Origin of the sequence: Amycolatopsis sp. A133, assembly GCF_031082405.1 — a bacterium.
Taxonomy (GTDB): Bacteria; Actinomycetota; Actinomycetes; order Mycobacteriales; family Pseudonocardiaceae; genus Amycolatopsis.
In genome coordinates, this window is the sequence record NZ_JAVHJU010000002.1 from 147,854 (window position 1) to 164,423 (window position 16,570).

At 71.6% G+C, this 16,570-nt stretch carries 17 protein-coding genes; 6 read left to right on the top strand and 11 right to left on the bottom strand.

Annotated features, from left to right (window positions below; translation table 11 throughout):
- Positions 1 to 203 precede the first annotated feature (203 nt).
- The 3 genes from Q5425_RS02550 to Q5425_RS02560 all read right to left on the bottom strand — a co-directional run bounded on the left by Q5425_RS02550 (position 204) and on the right by Q5425_RS02560 (position 3,355).
- Entirely contained in the window at positions 204 to 929 is a 726-nt protein-coding gene (locus Q5425_RS02550; RefSeq protein WP_308670416.1) for a peptidylprolyl isomerase, read from the bottom strand.
- A gap of 272 nt (positions 930 to 1,201) precedes the next feature.
- A complete protein-coding gene (gene meaB / locus Q5425_RS02555; RefSeq protein WP_308670417.1) occupies positions 1,202 to 2,167 on the bottom strand; it encodes a methylmalonyl Co-A mutase-associated GTPase MeaB in 966 nt (321 codons plus the stop codon).
- Positions 2,168 to 3,355 carry an acetyl-CoA C-acetyltransferase gene (locus Q5425_RS02560; protein WP_308670418.1) on the bottom strand — a complete coding sequence of 396 codons (1,188 nt, stop codon included), beginning with the start codon at positions 3,353 to 3,355 and terminating at the stop codon, positions 2,168 to 2,170.
- 137 nt (positions 3,356 to 3,492) lie between these two features.
- Between Q5425_RS02560 and mce the strand changes: the two genes are divergently transcribed.
- Positions 3,493 to 3,948: a methylmalonyl-CoA epimerase gene (gene mce, locus Q5425_RS02565; protein ID WP_308670419.1), complete on the top strand. Its 456-nt coding sequence runs from the start codon at positions 3,493 to 3,495 to the stop codon at positions 3,946 to 3,948.
- Positions 3,949 to 4,389: 441 nt separating this feature from the next.
- Here the strand turns inward: mce and Q5425_RS02570 are convergent, their stop codons facing one another.
- Positions 4,390 to 4,962 (bottom strand): TetR/AcrR family transcriptional regulator, encoded by a 573-nt coding sequence (locus tag Q5425_RS02570; protein WP_308670420.1) that lies wholly within the window; start codon positions 4,960 to 4,962, stop codon positions 4,390 to 4,392.
- A 19-nt stretch (positions 4,963 to 4,981) separates the two neighbouring features.
- Complete coding sequence (locus Q5425_RS02575; RefSeq protein WP_071831581.1) at positions 4,982 to 5,350, bottom strand: SPW repeat protein; 369 nt, start codon at positions 5,348 to 5,350, stop codon at positions 4,982 to 4,984.
- Between the two features lie 177 nt (positions 5,351 to 5,527).
- Between Q5425_RS02575 and ccrA the strand changes: the two genes are divergently transcribed.
- The 5 genes from ccrA (at position 5,528) to Q5425_RS02600 (ending at position 10,796) form a co-directional block, all read left to right on the top strand.
- A complete protein-coding gene (gene ccrA, locus Q5425_RS02580) occupies positions 5,528 to 6,868 on the top strand; it encodes a crotonyl-CoA carboxylase/reductase (protein ID WP_308670421.1) in 1,341 nt (446 codons plus the stop codon).
- A 220-nt stretch (positions 6,869 to 7,088) separates the two neighbouring features.
- On the top strand, positions 7,089 to 8,321 hold the full coding sequence (locus Q5425_RS02585; RefSeq protein WP_308670477.1) for a chromosome segregation protein: 1,233 nt from the start codon (positions 7,089 to 7,091) through the stop codon (positions 8,319 to 8,321).
- Positions 8,322 to 8,414: 93 nt separating this feature from the next.
- Positions 8,415 to 8,867 (top strand): universal stress protein, encoded by a 453-nt coding sequence (locus Q5425_RS02590; protein WP_308670422.1) that lies wholly within the window; start codon positions 8,415 to 8,417, stop codon positions 8,865 to 8,867.
- Between the two features lie 3 nt (positions 8,868 to 8,870).
- Entirely contained in the window at positions 8,871 to 9,995 is a 1,125-nt protein-coding gene (locus Q5425_RS02595) for an adenylate/guanylate cyclase domain-containing protein (RefSeq protein ID WP_308670423.1), read from the top strand.
- Positions 9,996 to 10,055: 60 nt separating this feature from the next.
- The gene (locus tag Q5425_RS02600) at positions 10,056 to 10,796 is read left to right on the top strand and encodes a toll/interleukin-1 receptor domain-containing protein (protein ID WP_308670424.1); all 741 of its coding nucleotides are present in this window, start codon (positions 10,056 to 10,058) and stop codon (positions 10,794 to 10,796) included.
- A gap of 4 nt (positions 10,797 to 10,800) precedes the next feature.
- On the opposite strand, the gene paaE is transcribed toward Q5425_RS02600, so the two are convergent.
- The 6 genes from paaE to paaZ are packed head-to-tail and all read right to left on the bottom strand — an operon-like array spanning position 10,801 to position 16,503.
- Positions 10,801 to 11,853, bottom strand: coding sequence for a 1,2-phenylacetyl-CoA epoxidase subunit PaaE (gene paaE / locus Q5425_RS02605; RefSeq protein WP_308670425.1), 1,053 nt, complete (start codon positions 11,851 to 11,853; stop codon positions 10,801 to 10,803).
- A 1-nt stretch (position 11,854) separates the two neighbouring features.
- Positions 11,855 to 12,343, bottom strand: coding sequence for a 1,2-phenylacetyl-CoA epoxidase subunit PaaD (gene paaD / locus Q5425_RS02610; protein WP_308670426.1), 489 nt, complete (start codon positions 12,341 to 12,343; stop codon positions 11,855 to 11,857).
- Positions 12,337 to 13,194, bottom strand: coding sequence for a 1,2-phenylacetyl-CoA epoxidase subunit PaaC (gene paaC, locus Q5425_RS02615; RefSeq protein WP_308670427.1), 858 nt, complete (start codon positions 13,192 to 13,194; stop codon positions 12,337 to 12,339). The genes paaD and paaC overlap by 7 nt, the downstream gene beginning before the upstream one ends.
- Complete coding sequence (gene paaB / locus Q5425_RS02620; protein WP_308670478.1) at positions 13,191 to 13,505, bottom strand: 1,2-phenylacetyl-CoA epoxidase subunit PaaB; 315 nt, start codon at positions 13,503 to 13,505, stop codon at positions 13,191 to 13,193. The genes paaC and paaB overlap by 4 nt, the downstream gene beginning before the upstream one ends.
- Positions 13,506 to 13,543: 38 nt before the next feature.
- On the bottom strand, positions 13,544 to 14,476 hold the full coding sequence (gene paaA / locus Q5425_RS02625; protein WP_308670428.1) for a 1,2-phenylacetyl-CoA epoxidase subunit PaaA: 933 nt from the start codon (positions 14,474 to 14,476) through the stop codon (positions 13,544 to 13,546).
- Positions 14,473 to 16,503 (bottom strand): phenylacetic acid degradation bifunctional protein PaaZ, encoded by a 2,031-nt coding sequence (gene paaZ, locus Q5425_RS02630; RefSeq protein ID WP_308670429.1) that lies wholly within the window; start codon positions 16,501 to 16,503, stop codon positions 14,473 to 14,475. The genes paaA and paaZ overlap by 4 nt, the downstream gene beginning before the upstream one ends.
- Positions 16,504 to 16,570: the final 67 nt, after the last annotated feature.

Below are 16,570 nucleotides of genomic sequence, written 5' to 3' on the forward strand. Positions count from 1 at the left end.
TCCCCAATCACGCCAGTTCCGCCCCCAATCACGCCAGTGCCGTCCCCAATCACGCGAGTCGGCCCTCCAAGCATTTGTGATGCCCGTCCAATCACGCGAGATGCCCCTCCAATCACACGTGATGCCCACTGGATCACGCGTGATGCCCCTCCAATCACGCGAGATGCCGCGGGCCACCCCACCGGAGTGGCCCGCAACCCCCGTCAGAACCAGCAGTCCGGCCGGACGCGGAGCAGTTCCGTCCGGAGCACCGGCGTGCCGTCGACCGGCGCCGGGTCCTCCGCGGTCGGCTGGATCCCGCCGGCCGCGACCTTGTCCAGCGTCTTCAGCCCCTCCGCGCCGACCGTGCCGAACACCGTGTAATTGGGCCGCAGCGCGGAATCGCCGTAGACGACGAAGAACTGCGAACCGTTCGTGTCGGGTCCCGCGTTGGCCATCGCGAGCAGGCCGCGCGCGTAGACGCGCCGGGCGCCGGTCGGGTCGGTCGGTGCCGGCGGCAGGTCCACCGGCAGCTCGTCCTTGTACCTGTAGCCGGGCCCGCCTTCGCCGGTCGCCGTCGGGTCGCCGCACTGCAGCACCTTCAGCGTCGGGTACGCGGTGAGCCGGTGGCACACCGTGTGGTCGTAGAACCGGTGCCGCGCCAGGTGCAGGAAGCTCTGCACGGTGCACGGTGCCTTCGCGCGGTCGAGCCGCAGCGGCAGCGCGCCCTGGCTGGTCGGGATCGCGACGTCGACCTTGCCGTGGCTCGGCGTGTGCCGCGGGTCGGGCGGCAGCGGCACCGGCCGCGCGGGCGGTTCGTCCGGGGTTTCGGTGTACTGGCAAGGCCCGTGGGTCGTCTTCGGTGGCGGGGCGTCGGCCGCGGTGGCGACGCCTTGACCGGCCACGAACAACGCGCCCGCCGCCAGCGCGGTGACGAGTGTCTTCTTCATCTGCACGCCCTCCCAGTGATCGCCCGGTTCCGGAGCGCTCCGCAGTCTAGGGCCCGGCACCGACAGCCAGAACCGGCGAAAGTCGCCCTCGTCAGCCCATCGGGTGAACCTCGGGGCCTGCACCCCGGAAATTGTCGGACCCCCGGCGCACGATGGTCAGCACGCGGCAAAAACGCCGCACACCGAGGGAGGGCATCATGGCAGTTCGGCGAAGAACCGTTGCGGTGGCACGGTTTCTGCTCGCACGGCTCACGTCGGCCGTCCGGATCGCGCTAACCCCGCAGATCCGCGATCAGTTCCCCGGCGGCGGCGAAGGGATCCAGTTCGCGCGCCACGACCCGCTCGGCGACGCCGGCGAGCCGTCCCCCGCCGCGCAGGTCCACCAGCTCGGCCCGCAACCGCCGGAGCGCGATGGCCTCGACCTCGTCGCGCGCCCTCGCCACCCGGCGCCGGGCCAGCTCGTCGTGCTCGACCAGCCAGTCGTGGTGCGCGGCCAGCGCCCGCACGACCTCGTCGACGCCCTCGCCCTTGGCCGCGACGGTCCGCACGATCGGCTGCCGCCAGCTCGGCCCGCGAATCTCCCGGCGGGCCAGGGAGATCATCTGCTTGAGGTCGTGCACCGTGGCGTCGGCCCCTTCCCGGTCCGCCTTGTTCACGACGAAGACGTCGGCGATCTCCAGCACGCCGGCCTTCGCGGCCTGGATGCCGTCGCCCATGCCCGGCGCGAGCAGCACCACCGTGGTGTCGGCCAGCTTCACGACGTCCACTTCGGACTGACCGACACCCACGGTCTCGATCAGCACGACGTCGAAACCCGCGGCGTCGAGCACGCGCACGGCCTGCGGGGTCGCCCACGAGAGCCCGCCGAGGTGCCCGCGCGTGGCCATCGAGCGGATGAACACGCCGGGGTCGGTGGCGTGCTCGGTCATCCGGATCCGGTCGCCGAGCAGTGCCCCGCCCGAGAACGGCGAAGACGGGTCGATCGCGAGCACCCCGACCCGCTTGCCCTCCGCGCGCAACGCGGTGAGCAGCGCCGAGGTCGATGTCGACTTGCCGACGCCGGGAGGCCCGGTGAGTCCGACGATCCGGGCCCGCCCGGTGTGCGGGGTCAGCGCCCGCGCGATCTCGGCGACCCGCGGGTGGGCGTCCTCGACGAGCGACAGCAGCCGCGCGACGGCACGGGGCTGTCCGTCCCGCGCGCGGCCGACGAGGTCGTCGAGGTCGAGTGGTCCGGCCACTTACGCGGACGGCACCCGCAGCAGCAGGGCGTCGCCCTGGCCACCGCCACCGCACAGCGCGGCCGCGCCGAGCCCGCCACCGCGGCGGTGCAGCTCGTGGATGAGGTGCACGGCGAGCCGGGCACCGGAGGCGCCGATCGGGTGGCCGAGCGCGATCGCACCGCCGTTGACGTTGACCTTCTCCGGGTCGAGGCCGAGCTTCTCGGTGGAGACGAGCCCGACCGCGGCGAAGGCCTCGTTGATCTCGACGAGGTCGAGCGCGTCGGCGGTCAGGTTCGCCTTGGCCAGCGCGGCGAGGATGGCGTTCGACGGCTGCTCGTGCAGGCTCGCGTCGGGCCCGGCGACGACACCGTGCGCGCCGATCTCGGCGAGCGGGGTGATGCCGAGTTCCTCCGCCTTGGCGCGGCTCGCCACGACGACCGCGGCGGCGCCGTCGGAGATCTGCGAGGCCGAGCCCGCGGTGATGGTGCCGTCGGAGGCGAAAGCGGGACGCAGCTTGGCGAGGCCTTCGGCGGTGGTGTCGGCGCGGACGCCCTCGTCGGTGTCGAAGACGACCGGGTCGCCCTTGCGCTGCGGGATGGCGACCGGCGCGATCTCGTCGGCGAAGTAGCCGTTCTTGATCGCCTCGGCGGCGCGCTGGTGGGAGCGGGCGGAGAACGCGTCCTGCTGCTCGCGGGTGATGCCGTAGCGGGAGTTGTACTTCTCCGTCGAAGCGCCCATGGCGACCTGGTCGAAGGCGCAGAAGAGACCGTCGTAGGCCATGTGGTCGACGAGGGTGGTGTCGCCGTACTTGAAGCCGGAGCGGGACTTGGGCAGCAGGTGCGGCGCCTGGGTCATCGACTCCTGGCCGCCGGCGACGACGAGGTCGAACTCGCCGGCGCGGATGAGCTGGTCGGCGAGCGCGATGGCGTCGAGGCCGGAGAGGCAGACCTTGTTGATCGTCAGCGCGGGCACGCTCATCGGAATGCCCGCGGCCACCGCGGCTTGGCGCGCGGGGATCTGGCCGGCGCCGGCGGTGAGCACCTGGCCCATGATCGTGTACTGCACCGCGTCCGGGGAGACCCCGGCGCGTTCGAGGGCCGCTTTGATCGCGACCCCGCCCAGCTGAGCGCCCGTGAAGTCCTTGAGGGAGCCCAGCAGGCGCCCGATCGGCGTACGGGCGGCACCCAGGATCACGGAACCGGACACGGCGTCCTCCAAGCATCGGCGCATGGGCAGTTTTCCCGACCATACCCGGGAGCAGGGCTTCTTGATGGAGCCAGTGTGAGGCGGGGCACGCGACGATTCCACCTCGAAGCGGCGCGCGGGCCCCCTATCCTGCCTCCATGAATGACGCCCTGCGGCCGTTCGTGACGGCCATCGACCACGTCGGCATCGCGGTCCCGGACCTGGACGCGGCCATCGAGTTCCACCGCGCGCACTTCGGCTTGGAGGTCGCGCACGAGGAGGTGAACGAGGAGCAGGGGGTGCGGGAGGCGATGCTGCGCGCGCCGGGGACGGCGGGCACGGAGACGCAGATCCAGCTGCTGGCGCCGTTGCGCGAAGACTCGGCGATCGGCAAGTTCCTGACCAAGAGCGGCCCGGGGCTGCAGCAGCTGGCGTACCGCGTGTCCGATGTGGACGCCGCGGCGGCGGCCCTGCGCGAGAAGGGCCTGCGCATGCTGTACGAGGAGGCGAAACGGGGCACGTCCAACAGCCGGGTGAACTTCGTCCACCCGAAGGACGCGGGTGGGGTCCTGGTGGAGCTGGTGGAGCCGGCCAAAGACGCGGCGGGACACTGAGCGGAGGCGGACCCGTTCCGGCGTAACGAGTCCGGGCGCCGGAACCGGTCCGCGATGCCAAGAGCCGACCAGCGACGGCAGCCCGCCCGCGCGACGTGGCCGCGCGACTGCCAGGCATGCGGCCTCGCCACGGCCACGCAGACTCGCCTCACAGCGGCCCGGCAGGCGCGGTCCCGCGGCGGCTCGGGTGGGCGCGGTTCCGCGGCGGCCTGGGCGGGCGCAGTTCCGCGGCCCGGGCGGGCGCGGTCCTGTGGCGGCCAGGCGGGCGCAGGCCACGACCCGCCAGACGAGCCGAGCCTCGCGTAAGCGAGGCGGCTCCGCCCTCGGCGGCCAGGCGAGCGCAGCCCCGCGGCAGCATGCAGGCGCGGCCCCGCGGTGCGGGCGGGCGCGACCCCGCGGCGGCCCGGCAGGCAGGCGGCCAGGTGAGACAGCCCGCAACGGCTACGCAGGCGCGGCCTTCGAGGCCAGGGCGTCGGCGATGAACGTCAACTCGCCGTCGAACTCCGCCGGGAGGTCGTCCTCCGAGTGCCGGGCCGTCGCGTGGCGGTGGCTGACCGCCCGGGCCAGCAGGCCCGAAGCGCGCTCCACGTCGGCCGCCGGCAGGCCGCCGCCCGTTGCTGCGAGGATCACCGCGCGGACCTGGCGGACCAGGACCTGGAAGCGCTCATGCAGCGCGTCGCGGACCACGTGATGCGTGTCCGCTTCGCGCCACAGCAGGTGCGAAAGCCCCAGCGATCGGCTGAAGCGGTGGTCGAGTTCGCGGACGAGCCGTCGGAGGCTGCCCGCGAGGTCGCCCGGGACGACGACCACGGCCGGCTCGATGCGCTCGTCCGGAAGCCTGGCGACGAGCGCCGTGAGCAGGTCCGACTTGTGGCGGAAGTAGTAGTGGACCAGCCCCTTCGGGACCCCGGCCCGCTCGGCGATGCGGGACGTCGGGGTGGCGTCGAAGCCGGACTCGGCGAAGAGCGCCTCGGCGGCGCAGAGGATGCGCTCCTTCGCCGAATCCTCGGTCATGCCTGTGCCTCCTGCGTTGTCAGTGCTGGCCTGCCGTGCGGTGCGCGGCGTTCGCGACCGGCATCGCTGCCGCGCCGGCGATGACCGTCAGCACCCCGGCGATCCAGGACGTCCAGGACGCGCCGTTGAACTCCGTGTACCCCATCACCCACGGCGCGATGAAGAGCAGCACGCCGAGCGCGATCTGGATGCCTTCGCCGTAGACCATGCCCGGCATCGCCAGCGAAACCAGGCCGTCGAGTGCGATCAGTGCGCCCAAGACGACCATCGTCCACATCGCGGTCGTGTCCGTGCTCAGCCAAAGGGGTGAAAGAGCGGCGACCACCCCGATGACGACCTCGGCCCAGTCATGGGGCCGGGTCCACGCGCGCGTCGAGACTTCACTCATTCGTGCTCACCTCCGTCGGTGAAACTGCTGGCCGGGTGGTGTACCCGCCATCGATGATCCGCTTGACTGGCCAGCCGGTCAAGATGTAATCGTGCTGTCCGTCTCGTACAGTTGTGGTCGCGTGTTACCGGCGAGTAATTTCTGCCGCCAACGCCCCCCATCTCCGCGGAGGAACCGATGACGCAGCTCGGCGAGATCCAGCAGGCCATCCTGACCGGCGAGTCCGCCGCGGTCGGCTCGTTGCCCGTGCCCGAGAGCTACCGCGGGGTGACCGTGCACGCCGACGAGGTCGACATGTTCGAAGGCCTCGAGAGCCGGGACAAGGACCCCCGCAAGTCGCTGCACGTCGACGACGTCCCCGTCCCCGAGCTGGGGCCGGGTGAGGCGCTGGTCGCGGTGATGGCGAGCGCCATCAACTACAACACCGTGTGGACCTCGATCTTCGAGCCGATCCCGACGTTCAAGTTCCTCAAGAAGTACGGGAAGCTCTCGCCGCTGGCGAAACGGCACGACCTGCCCTACCACGTCGTCGGCTCCGACCTGTCGGGCGTTGTGCTGCGCACCGGGGCCGGTGTGCACAACTGGAAGCCGGGCGACGAGGTGGTCGCGCACTGCCTGAACGTCGAACTGGAGAGCCCGGACGGGCACAACGACACGATGCTCGACACCGAGCAGCGGATCTGGGGCTTCGAGACCAACTTCGGCGGGCTCGCGGAGATCGCGCTGGTCAAGGCCAACCAGCTGATGCCGAAGCCGGACCACCTGACCTGGGAAGAGGCCGCCTCCCCCGGCCTGGTCAACTCGACCGCCTACCGCCAGCTCGTCTCGCGCAACGGCGCGGACATGAAGCAGGGCGACGTCGTCCTGATTTGGGGCGCTTCGGGCGGCCTCGGCTCCTACGCGACGCAGTACGCGCTGAACGGCGGCGCCATCCCCGTGTGCGTCGTGTCCAGCCCCGAGAAGGCGGCGATCTGCCGGAAGCTCGGCGCCGAGCTGATCATCGACCGCAGCGCCGAGGGCTACCGGTTCTGGAAGAACGACACCGAGCAGGACCCGAAGGAGTGGCAGCGCTTCGGCGCGAAGATCCGCGAGCTGACCGGCGGCGACGACCCGGACATCGTGTTCGAGCATCCGGGCCGGGAGACCTTCGGCGCTTCCGTCTACGCCGCGCGCAAGGGCGGCACGATCGTCACCTGCGCTTCGACATCCGGGTACATGCACCAGTACGACAACCGCTACCTGTGGATGAACCTGAAGCGGATCATCGGCTCCCACTTCGCGAACTACCGCGAGTCGTGGGAGGCGAACCGGCTGATCGCGAAGGGGCTGATCCACCCGACGCTGTCGAAGACCTACGCGCTCGAAGAGACCGGGCAGGCCGCGCTGGACGTGCACCGCAACGCCCACCAGGGCAAGGTCGGCGTGCTCGCGCTGGCCCCGGAGGAAGGCCTCGGCGTCCGCGACGAAGAGAAGCGCGCGAAGCACCTCGACGGGATCAACGCCTTCCGCGGCGCCTGAGCCGCGACGGCGCCGGGAGCAGGGCCGGGAACCGTCGCGCTCCCGGCGTCGAAAGCGGGCCCGCTCCCGGTGTCGGGAATGCCCGGGGAGCCGCCGGAATCCGGCGGTTCCTTTCGCCGCGGCAGACGGCGCGTTCGGCGCAGGGCCCGGGTGCTCACCCTTCCGTGACCCGGCTGCGGCTACGGTAGGCCCCATGAGCCTTGGCGATGAACGGGAGCTTGTGCCGCTGGGAGCCGGCTTCGACGTGGCGAAGCGCGGGTACAGCCGGGCGCAGGTCGACGAGCACCTCGAACGGCTGGACGCCGATCTGAAGATGCTCACCGCGGATCGGGACGCCGCCATCGCGCAGGCGGGCGACCTCGCCCGCCAGCTGGAGATCGCGCGCGGCGAGATCGCGGACCTGCGCGGGCAGGTCGACCGGCTGGCCCAGCCGCCGACGAGCGTCGAAGGCCTGTCCGAACGGCTGCAGCGGATGCTGCGCCTGGCGCAGGACGAATCCGCCGACACGCGCGCCCGCGCCGAAGCCGAGGCCGGGCACATCCGGGCCAAGGCCGAAACGGACGCGAGCGCCATGCGGGCCCGCTACGAGCAGCTGCTCACCGAGCTCGACCTGCGGCGCAAGGAGATGGAAGCCGAGCACCGCAAGGTGCTCGAAGACGCCCGCGCGCAGGCCAAGGAGATCACCGACAAGGCCGAGGCGGAGCGCAAGCGGCTCGACACCGAGTCGGCCGACCGCCGCACCAAGGTCGAAGAGGACTTCGAGATCGCGATGGCCTCGCGCCGCACCGAGGCGATGCGGGTGCTGGCCGAGCAGGAGGCGGCGAGCAAGGCCGAAGCCGCGCGGCGCGTCCAGGAGGCCACGCAGGACGCCGCCGACATCCGCGCGAAAGTCCTGGAAGAGGAGAAGGCCGCGAAGGCCGACCTCGACCGCCGTCAGCGGGAGTCGGTCGCGGAGGCGAACAAGCGCCGTCAGGACTCGATCACCGAGGCCAACGCCCGGCTCGCGGAAGCCGCCGACGAGGCGCGGCGCCGCGTGACGTCGGCCACGGAAGAATCCAACCGGCGGATAACCCAGGCGAACGAGCGGGTCGACGCGCTGCGGAAGGTGCGCGGCGGGCTGGCCGAGCAGGTGCGCGCGGCGCGGGCGGTGCTGGCCGAGGCGCACACCGTCCTCGGCGACGAGGTGAAGGTGCCCGCCGACGTCCAGGCCGACCTGGTCACGGACAAGAAACCGGACGCCGTGGACGAGACCGAGAAGACGGTCCGGGTCACCGGCGTCGAGGAGACGATCCGAATCCGGGCCAGCGACGTGCCCAAGCCGAAGCCCGGGACCAAGCCGGCCCCCCAGCCCGCGGCCAAGGCCGGCCCCGCAGTGCCTCCCAAAGCGCCTCCCAAAGCAGCGCCGAAGCCGGCTCCGCGGGCGAGCGGAGCGCAGAAAGCGACTGGCGAGTAACCTTCCACCCGACACGGGCGCGGACGAGCCTGCGCGGTCGGTACCGACCGGCCATCGTCCCTGCTCACGCGGGATCACGTGGAGGTTTTGCGCATGGGTGCGGCATATCGGACCGTGGTGGTGGGCACGGACGGCTCGGAATCCTCGTTCGCGGCGGTGGAGCGCGCGGCGGCGGTGGCCGGCGACGCCGGCGCCACGCTCGTCATCGCGTGTGCGTTCTACCCGGCCAGCCAGTCCGACGTCGACAAGGCCCAGGACGTCCTCGGCGAGGAGGCGTACCAGGTCGTCGGCTCGGCGCCGGCCGAAGACACCCTGCAGTCGGCGCGGGACCGGGCGGCGCGGGCCGGCGCGGAGAAGATCGACACGGTCGCGGTGAAGGGCGACCCGGTCGACTCGCTGCGCAAGGTGGTCAAGGAGCGCGAGGCCGACCTCCTGGTGGTCGGCAACCGCGGGCTCAACACGATCGCCGGCCGGATCCTGGGCTCGGTGCCGTCGGAGGTGGCGCGCAAGTCCGGCGTGGACGTGCTGATCGTCCACACGACCTGAGCCGTGACCGATTCGAGCGAGGAACTTCAGCAGCGGCTCGAACGCGTCCTGCTCGGCGGCAGGCGGAAGTACACCCGGCTCGAAGTGGCGGAGAAGGCCGGCGTGCCCGAAGAGCGGTCACGCCGGCTCTGGCGCGCGCTGGGGTTCGCGACCGTGCGCGACGACGAGGTGGTCTTCACCGACGCGGACGTCGAGGCCATGCGGACGGCGGACCAGCTGGTCCAGTCGGGGCTGATCGACCCGAGCATCGAGGTGTCGGTGACGCGCGCGCTCGGCCAGCACCTGTCGCGGCTGGCCGAGTGGCAGGTCGACATGCTGTGGGAGCTGATCAAGGAGCAGCCGGAGCTGGGCCGCAGCGAGCGCCAGGTGACCCGCCTGGTCGACCGGCTGCTGCCGGAGCTCGAGCGGGTGCAGAACTTCGTCTGGCGCCGCCACCTGGCGGCGTACGCGGGACGGGCGTTCGCGGCGTCGGACGAGCACCTCGAAACCCGCACCGAAGTGGTCGGGTTCGTCGACATGGTGGGCTACACGCGGCTGACGCGCCAGATCGGCGAGGACGAGCTGAGCCGCGTGCTCGACGCGTTCGAGACGCTGTCGACGGAGGTGATCGCCGAGCACCACGGCCGCGTGGTGAAGATGATCGGCGACGAGGTTCTGTTCGTGGCGGACGCCCCGGCCGACGCGGCGGAGATCGCCCTGACCCTGACCGAACGCACCTCGGCGGACGAGACGTTGCCGGCGGTCCGCGCGGGCATGGCCTCGGGCCGGATCCTGTCGCGCTTCGGCGACGTCTACGGCTCGGTGGTCAACCTGGCGGCGCGCCTGACGTCGGTGGCGCGTCCCGGCACGATCCTGGTCGACCGCGAACTGGCCGCGGAACTGGCGGACGAGAAGGCGTACGAGCTGCGCGTCCGCCGGCCGGTGACGGTCCGCGGGTACAACCGCCTGCGTCCGGCGGCGCTGCGCCGGGCGAGCGAGGCCCCGACGGGCATGTTCGCGAGCTCCCAGCAGCTGGCGGCGGAGATGCTGGGCCTGGCCGATCCGTCGGCCCGGGAGGAACCTCCGGAGGACCAGGCGACGGAGACCCCGGAACCGAGGCCCCGCCGACGGCGGCGCCGCATCCGCTGACCCGGCCGGCCGGGACCACTTGGGTAAACTCCTCCCCTCGCGAGGACGAGGGAGGTGCGCGTGGCCGGGCACGGTGGTGATTCCGGTGCGCCGGGCACCCGGGACGGCGTTTCCCGGCCGGCGGTGTTCCTCTCGTACGCCCGGGAGCCGGACGACCCGGCGCACGAGGAGTCCGTGCTCCGGCTCTGGACGTTCCTGCGGTCCTGCGGGGTCGACGCCCGGCTCGATCTGGGCGAGGCCGGCGAGCGCCGGGACTGGGCGTTGTGGATGGCCGCGCAGATCCGGGAAGCCGGCTATGTGCTCGTGATCGCCTCGCCCGCGTATCGCCGGAGCGCCGAGGGCCGCGGTCAGGCGCACGAGGAACGGGGCGTGCAGTGGGAGGCCCGGCTGATCCGCGACGCCTTCTACGCCGACCCGCACGCGCTGAACCGGTTCGTCCCGGTCGTCCTGCCCGGCCAGAGCGTGGCCGGCGTGCCGGATTTCCTGGCCCCGGCCACTTCGACGGTCTACCCGGTCTCGGACTTCACCGTCGAGGGCGCCGAGCAGCTCCTGCGGCTGCTGACGAACCAGCCCGAGTTCATCCCGCAACCGCTGGGGCCGGTGCCCGCGCTCGCGCCACGGCCGGGGCGGCCGCCGGACGCCGGCGTGCGGAACAGCATCACCGGCGACGTCACCGGGATCGTGATCCAGGCGGGGAGCATCACCGGGCCCGTGACGCTCTCCTCCCCCGGGCCGCGAGCCGGAGCGGACGCCGATCCGCGGACCGGGAACACCGCCGAGGACGCACCCGGCCGCGACTGAGCGCTCAGGCGTCGAAGTCGACCGTCAACGTCTCCGAGACCGGGTACGACTGGCACGTCAGCACGAATCCCGCCTCGACCTCCGCCTTCTCCAGCGCGAAGTTGCGCCGCAGGTCGACCTTGCCCTCCGTCACCTTCGCGCGGCACGTCCCGCACACCCCGCCCTTGCACGCGAACGGCAGGTCCGGGCGGAACTTCTGGGCCCCGTCGAGCACCGACGTCGAGCGCGGCAACGTCATCGGCGTCGACCGGCCGTCCAAGACCACCGACACCTCCGACGACTCCCCCGCCACCGCCGGGTCGAGGTGCTCCACCGGGGCCGGGGGCGTGTCCACGTAGAACAGCTCCTGGTGGATCCGCTCGCGAGGCACGCCCAGTGACGCCAGCAGCTCCTGCGCGCCGGTCACCATTTCGAACGGGCCGCACAGCCACCAGTGGTCCACGGACGAAACCGGCACCAACGAGGAGAACAGCGTCCGCAGCTTCGGGACGTCCAGGCGGCCCGTGAACAGCTCCGCCTCGCGGGGCTCGCGCGACAGCACGTGGATCAGCTCGAGCCGCGAGGGCGCGCTGTCCTTCAGGTCCGCCAGCTCGTCCGCGAACATCACCGTGTCCGTGCGGCGGTTGCCGTACAGCACCGTCACCGTGGCCTCGGACGACTTCAGCAGCGACGACACGATCGACAGCACCGGCGTGATGCCCGAGCCCGCCGCGATCAGGACGTGGTGGCCGCCCGCCGAAAGGTCCGGCGTGAACGAACCCGTCGGTGGCGCGACCTCCACCGTGTCGCCCGGACGGACTTCGTTCACCAGCCACGACGAGAAACAGCCGTCCGGCACCAACCGGACGCCGACCCGCGGCGGTGCTCCCGCCGGGGCGCAGATCGAGTACGACCGGCGCTCGTCACGGCCGTCGATCGAGCGCCGCAACGTCAGCGACTGGCCCGGTTTGAACGCGTACTCCGAAGCCAGCGACGAAGGCACGTCGAACGTCACCGCGACGGCGTCGTCGCACAGCCGCTCGACCCCGGCCACCGTCAACTCGTGGAACCGCGCCACCTCAGATCTCCTTGACGTGTTCGAACGGCTCGAGACAGGCGCGGCAACGCCGCAGCGCCTTGCACGCCGTCGCGCCGAAACGGGACTGCTCTTCGGTGTCCGCCGAGCCACAGTGCGGGCACAGCACCCGCGTCACCGGCGCCGACAGCGTCAGCGGGATCGGGCCCGATCGGCGGGGCGCCGCACCCGGGGGCGCGATCCCGGCCGCGGCCAGCTTTTCGCGCCCTGACGGGGAAATCCAGTCCGACGTCCACGCCGGCGCCAGCTGCGTCCGGATCTCGACGTCCGAATAGCCCGCCGAAACCAGCGCGTGCTCCAGATCGTCGCGCATGGTGTCCATCGCCGGGCAGCCCGTGTACGTCGGCGTGATCGCGACGACCACGCGTCCCTCGGACTCCGACACCGAACGCAGCACGCCCAGGTCCGCCAGCGTCAGCATCGGCAGCTCGGGGTCGGTCACCGTGGCGGCCACGGCCGCGGCGGTCACCATCGCGCGTCCGGCATCGCCCGGGCGACGCTCTGCAGCTCCGCCAGCAGGTACCCGAACGACTCGGTGTGGATGCCGTCGCGGCCGGTCCGGCCCGACACGCCGGCGAGCTCACCGGAAACGGGCCGGGAAAGCGTCGCCGCGGACAACGCCTGGTCGAGGACGAGGTCGAACTCCGGGCGCAGCGAAGCGGCGTCCACGAACTCCGTCGCGTGCGTGCGGAACAGCTCCCCCACGTACGGCCAGACCTCGTCCAGGCCCTCCTGCATGCGCGAGTGCGACAACGGCGTCCCGTCGCCGAGGCGGACCAGCCACTGCGCCGCGTAGTCGCGGTGGTAGGTCAGTTCCTTGATGCCCTTGTCCGCGATCGCCGCCAGCACCGGGTCCACCGAGGAAACCAGCCGCTGGAACAGCGCCAGCCGCCACGTCGAGAACACGAACAGGCGCGCGATCAGGTGGCCGAAGTGCCCGCCGCCCAGCTCCGCGAGCCGGACGTTGCGGAACTCGTTCTCCGGGCGCTGGAACGCGTACGAGTCCTCCGAACGACCGGACCCGTCGGCCTTGCCGGCGCGCGCGAGCAGCAGCCGCGCCTGGCCCAGCAGGTCGAGGGCGATGTTGGCGATCGCGACCTCGTCCTCCAGCTCGGGGGCGTTGGTGCACCACTCCTGGAGCCGGTGGGAGAAGATCAGCGCGTCGTCGCCCAGCATCAGGCAGTAGGCCGCCAGCTGCGCGGCATCGACCCCGGACGGCACCGAAGTGTCCACTCCGGACAGCGGGTCTTCGAAGCCGGTGCCGAACGCCCAGCGGGCGTCGTTCTCCTCGGTGATGGCCTCGTACACGTTGTCGAAACTCATATGTGCGGCACATCCTCGGGAATGTCGTAGAACGTCGGGTGCCGGTAGACCTTGTCGCCGCTGGGCGCGAAGAACGGGTCCTTCTCGTCCGGCGACGACGCCGTGATGTCGTCCGCGCGCACGACCCAGATCGACACGCCTTCGTTGCGGCGCGTGTAGAGGTCGCGCGCGTGGTGCAGCGCCATCCGGTCGTCGGCCGCGTGCAGCGACCCGACGTGCACGTGGTTCAGCCCGCGCTTGCCGCGGACGAACACCTCGTACAGCGGCCAGTCGTGCTTGACCGGGCCCGGAGCCGCGGGGACGCCTTCCAGCGGGACGGCGCCGTGGCCGCCTTCGGCCGTCAGGTCGCTCACTTGCGCTCCTTCTTTCCAGCGTGCGCGACGGCGGCTTCCCGCACCCACGCGCCGTCTTCGTGCGCACGGCGCCGGTGCGCGATCCGGGAAGCGTTGCAGGGCCCGTTGCCCTTCAGCACGTTCTTGAACTCGTCCCAGTCCACGGCGCCGAAGTCGTAGTGCCCGCGCTCGGCGTTCCAGCGCAGCTCGGGGTCCGGGAACGTGACGCCGAGGGCTTCGGCCTGCGGCACCGACATGTCGACGAAGCGCTGCCGCAGCTCGTCGTTGGTGTGGCGCTTGACCTTCCACGCCATCGACTGCGCGGTGTTCGGCGAATCGGCGTCCGGCGGCCCGAACATCATCAGCGACGGCCACCACCAGCGGTTGACGGCCTCCTGGACCATCTCCCGCTGCTGGCCGGTGCCCTTCATCATCGTCATCAGCAGCTCGTAGCCCTGCCGCTGGTGGAAGGACTCCTCCTTGCAGATCCGGATCATCGCCCGTGCGTACGGCCCGTACGACGACCGGCACAGCGGCACCTGGTTGCAGATCGCCGCGCCGTCGACCAGCCAGCCGATCACGCCGACGTCGGCGAAGGTCAGCGTCGGGTAGTTGAAGATCGACGAGTACTTCTGCTTGCCGGTGATCAGCTTGTCGGTCAGGTCGGCCCGGTCCGCGCCCAGCGTCGCCGCCGCCGAGTACAGGTAGAGCCCGTGGCCGGCCTCGTCCTGCACCTTGGCCAGCAGGATCGCCTTGCGCCGCAGCGACGGTGCCCGCGTGATCCAGTTGCCTTCGGGCTGCATGCCGATGATCTCCGAGTGCGCGTGCTGCGCGATCTGCCGGATCATCGTCTTGCGGTAGCCGTCGGGCACCCAGTCGCGCGGCTCGATCCGCTGGTCGCGCTCGATGGTGTGCTCGAAGTGCTCCTCGAGGGACAAAGTGGCGGTCACGGCTGCTCCTTCGAAACCAGCGTCAGGACGTCGTACTTGGCCACGGACTCGCCCTCGGCGTTGGTGACGTCGGCGTCCCAGCGGACCTCGCCGTAGTCCTGGTCGATCCGCGGGGTGATCTGCTTGGCGGTCAGCGTCACCGTCAGCGAGTCGCCGACCTTGACCGGGGTGAGGAACCGGAGGTTCTCCAGGCCGTAGTTGGCCAGCACCGGGCCGGGCTCGGGCGAGACGAACAGCCCCGCGGCGAACGAGACGACGAGGTAGCCGTGCGCGACGATCCCGCCGAACAGCGGGTTCGCGGCCGCCGCCTCGGGGTCGGTGTGGGCGTAGAACGTGTCGCCGGTGAACTCGGCGAAGTGGTCGACGTCCTCCTGCGTCACCGTGCGCGGCCCGGCGACCACGGAGTCGCCGATCTTCAGCTCGGCCAGGGACTTCCGGAACGGGTGGACGTCGCCCTCGGTGCGCGGTGCGCCGGTCACCCAGCGACCGGTGACGGCCGACAGCACCTCGGGCGAGCCCTGGACGGCCGTGCGCTGCATGTGGTGCAGCACCCCGCGGATGCCGCCCATCTCTTCGCCGCCGCCCGCGCGGCCCGGGCCGCCGTGGACCAGCTGCGGCATCGGCGAGCCGTGCCCGGTGGACTCCTTCGCGTCGTCGGCGTCGAGCACCAGCAGCCGTCCGTGGAACGGCGCCGCGCCGAGGACGACTTCGCGGACGAACTCCTTGTCGGCCGACACCACCGACCCGGCCAGGCTGCCGCCGCCGCGCGCGGCGAAGTCGACGACCTGCTCGGTGGACGTGTACGGCATCAGCGTCGAAACCGGGCCGAAGGCCTCGACCTCGTGCGGTTCGGAGCGTTCGGGGTCGGCCTTGAGCAGCACCGGCGAGATGAAGGCGCCGCGCTCGGCGTCGGCGTCGACCACCTCGACGCGTTCGGGGTCCCCGAAGACGACGCTGCCGGCGTCCAGCAGCGCCTTCAGCGACCGCCGGACCTCCTCGCGCTGCTCCAGGCTGGCCAGCGCGCCCATCCGGACGCCTTCCGACGCCGGGTGGCCGACGGTCACCTTCGCCAGCCGCTCGGACGCCGCCGCGGCGACGTCGTCGAGCAGCTCCGCCGGAACGAACGCGCGCCGGATGGCGGTGCACTTCTGGCCCGCCTTGACGGTCATCTCGGTGGTCAGCTGCTTGACGAACAGGTCGAACTCCGTCGTTCCGCGCACCGCGTCCGGGCCGAGGATCGAGCAGTTCAGCGAGTCGGCCTCGGCGTTGAACCGGACGGCGTGGCGCACGATCGCCGGGTGGGTCCGCAGCTTCTGCGCCGTCGACGCCGAGCCGGTGAAGGACACCAGGTCCTGGGCGGTCACGTGGTCCAGCAGGTCGCCGGCGCTGCCCGCGACGAACTGCAGCGAGCCTTCCGGCAGAATGCCCGACTCGATGATCAGCTCGGCCACGCGCGCGGTCAGGTAGGCCGTCTGGCTCGCGGGCTTGACCAGGCTCGGGACACCGGCGAGGAACGCGGGCGCGAACTTCTCCAGCGGCCCCCACACCGGGAAGTTGAACGCGTTGATCTGGACGGCGACGCCCCGCAGCGGCGTCGCGATGTGCTGCGCGACGAACGTGCCCCCGCGCGAAAGCGGCTCGACGTTGCCCTCGACGTAGACGGTGTCGTTCGGCAGTTCCCGCTTGCCCTTCGAGGCGTAGCTGAACAGCACGCCGATGCCGCCGTCGATGTCGAACTTGGAGTCACCGAGCGTGGCGCCGGTCTTCGCCGAGAGTGCGTACAGCTCGTCGCGGTGCTCGCGCAGGTGCGAGGCCAGGGCCTTGAGCAGGGCCGCACGCTGGTGGAAGGTCAGCTCGCGTAGCGCCGGGCCGCCCACACGGCGGCCGTACTCGAGGGCGGCCCCGAAGTCGACGCCCGCCGACGAGATCCGGGCGACCTCCTCGCCGGTGGCCGCGTCGTGCAGCGGGACGCCCTCGTCCGCCGCCGTGTGCCACTCCCCGGAGACGTAGCTGCGCAGCAAAGCCATCAGGTCCCTCTCGCCGAATTACCTACCGGACGTTCAGTTAATCGCATGGTAGCCGCCGGACCCGAAG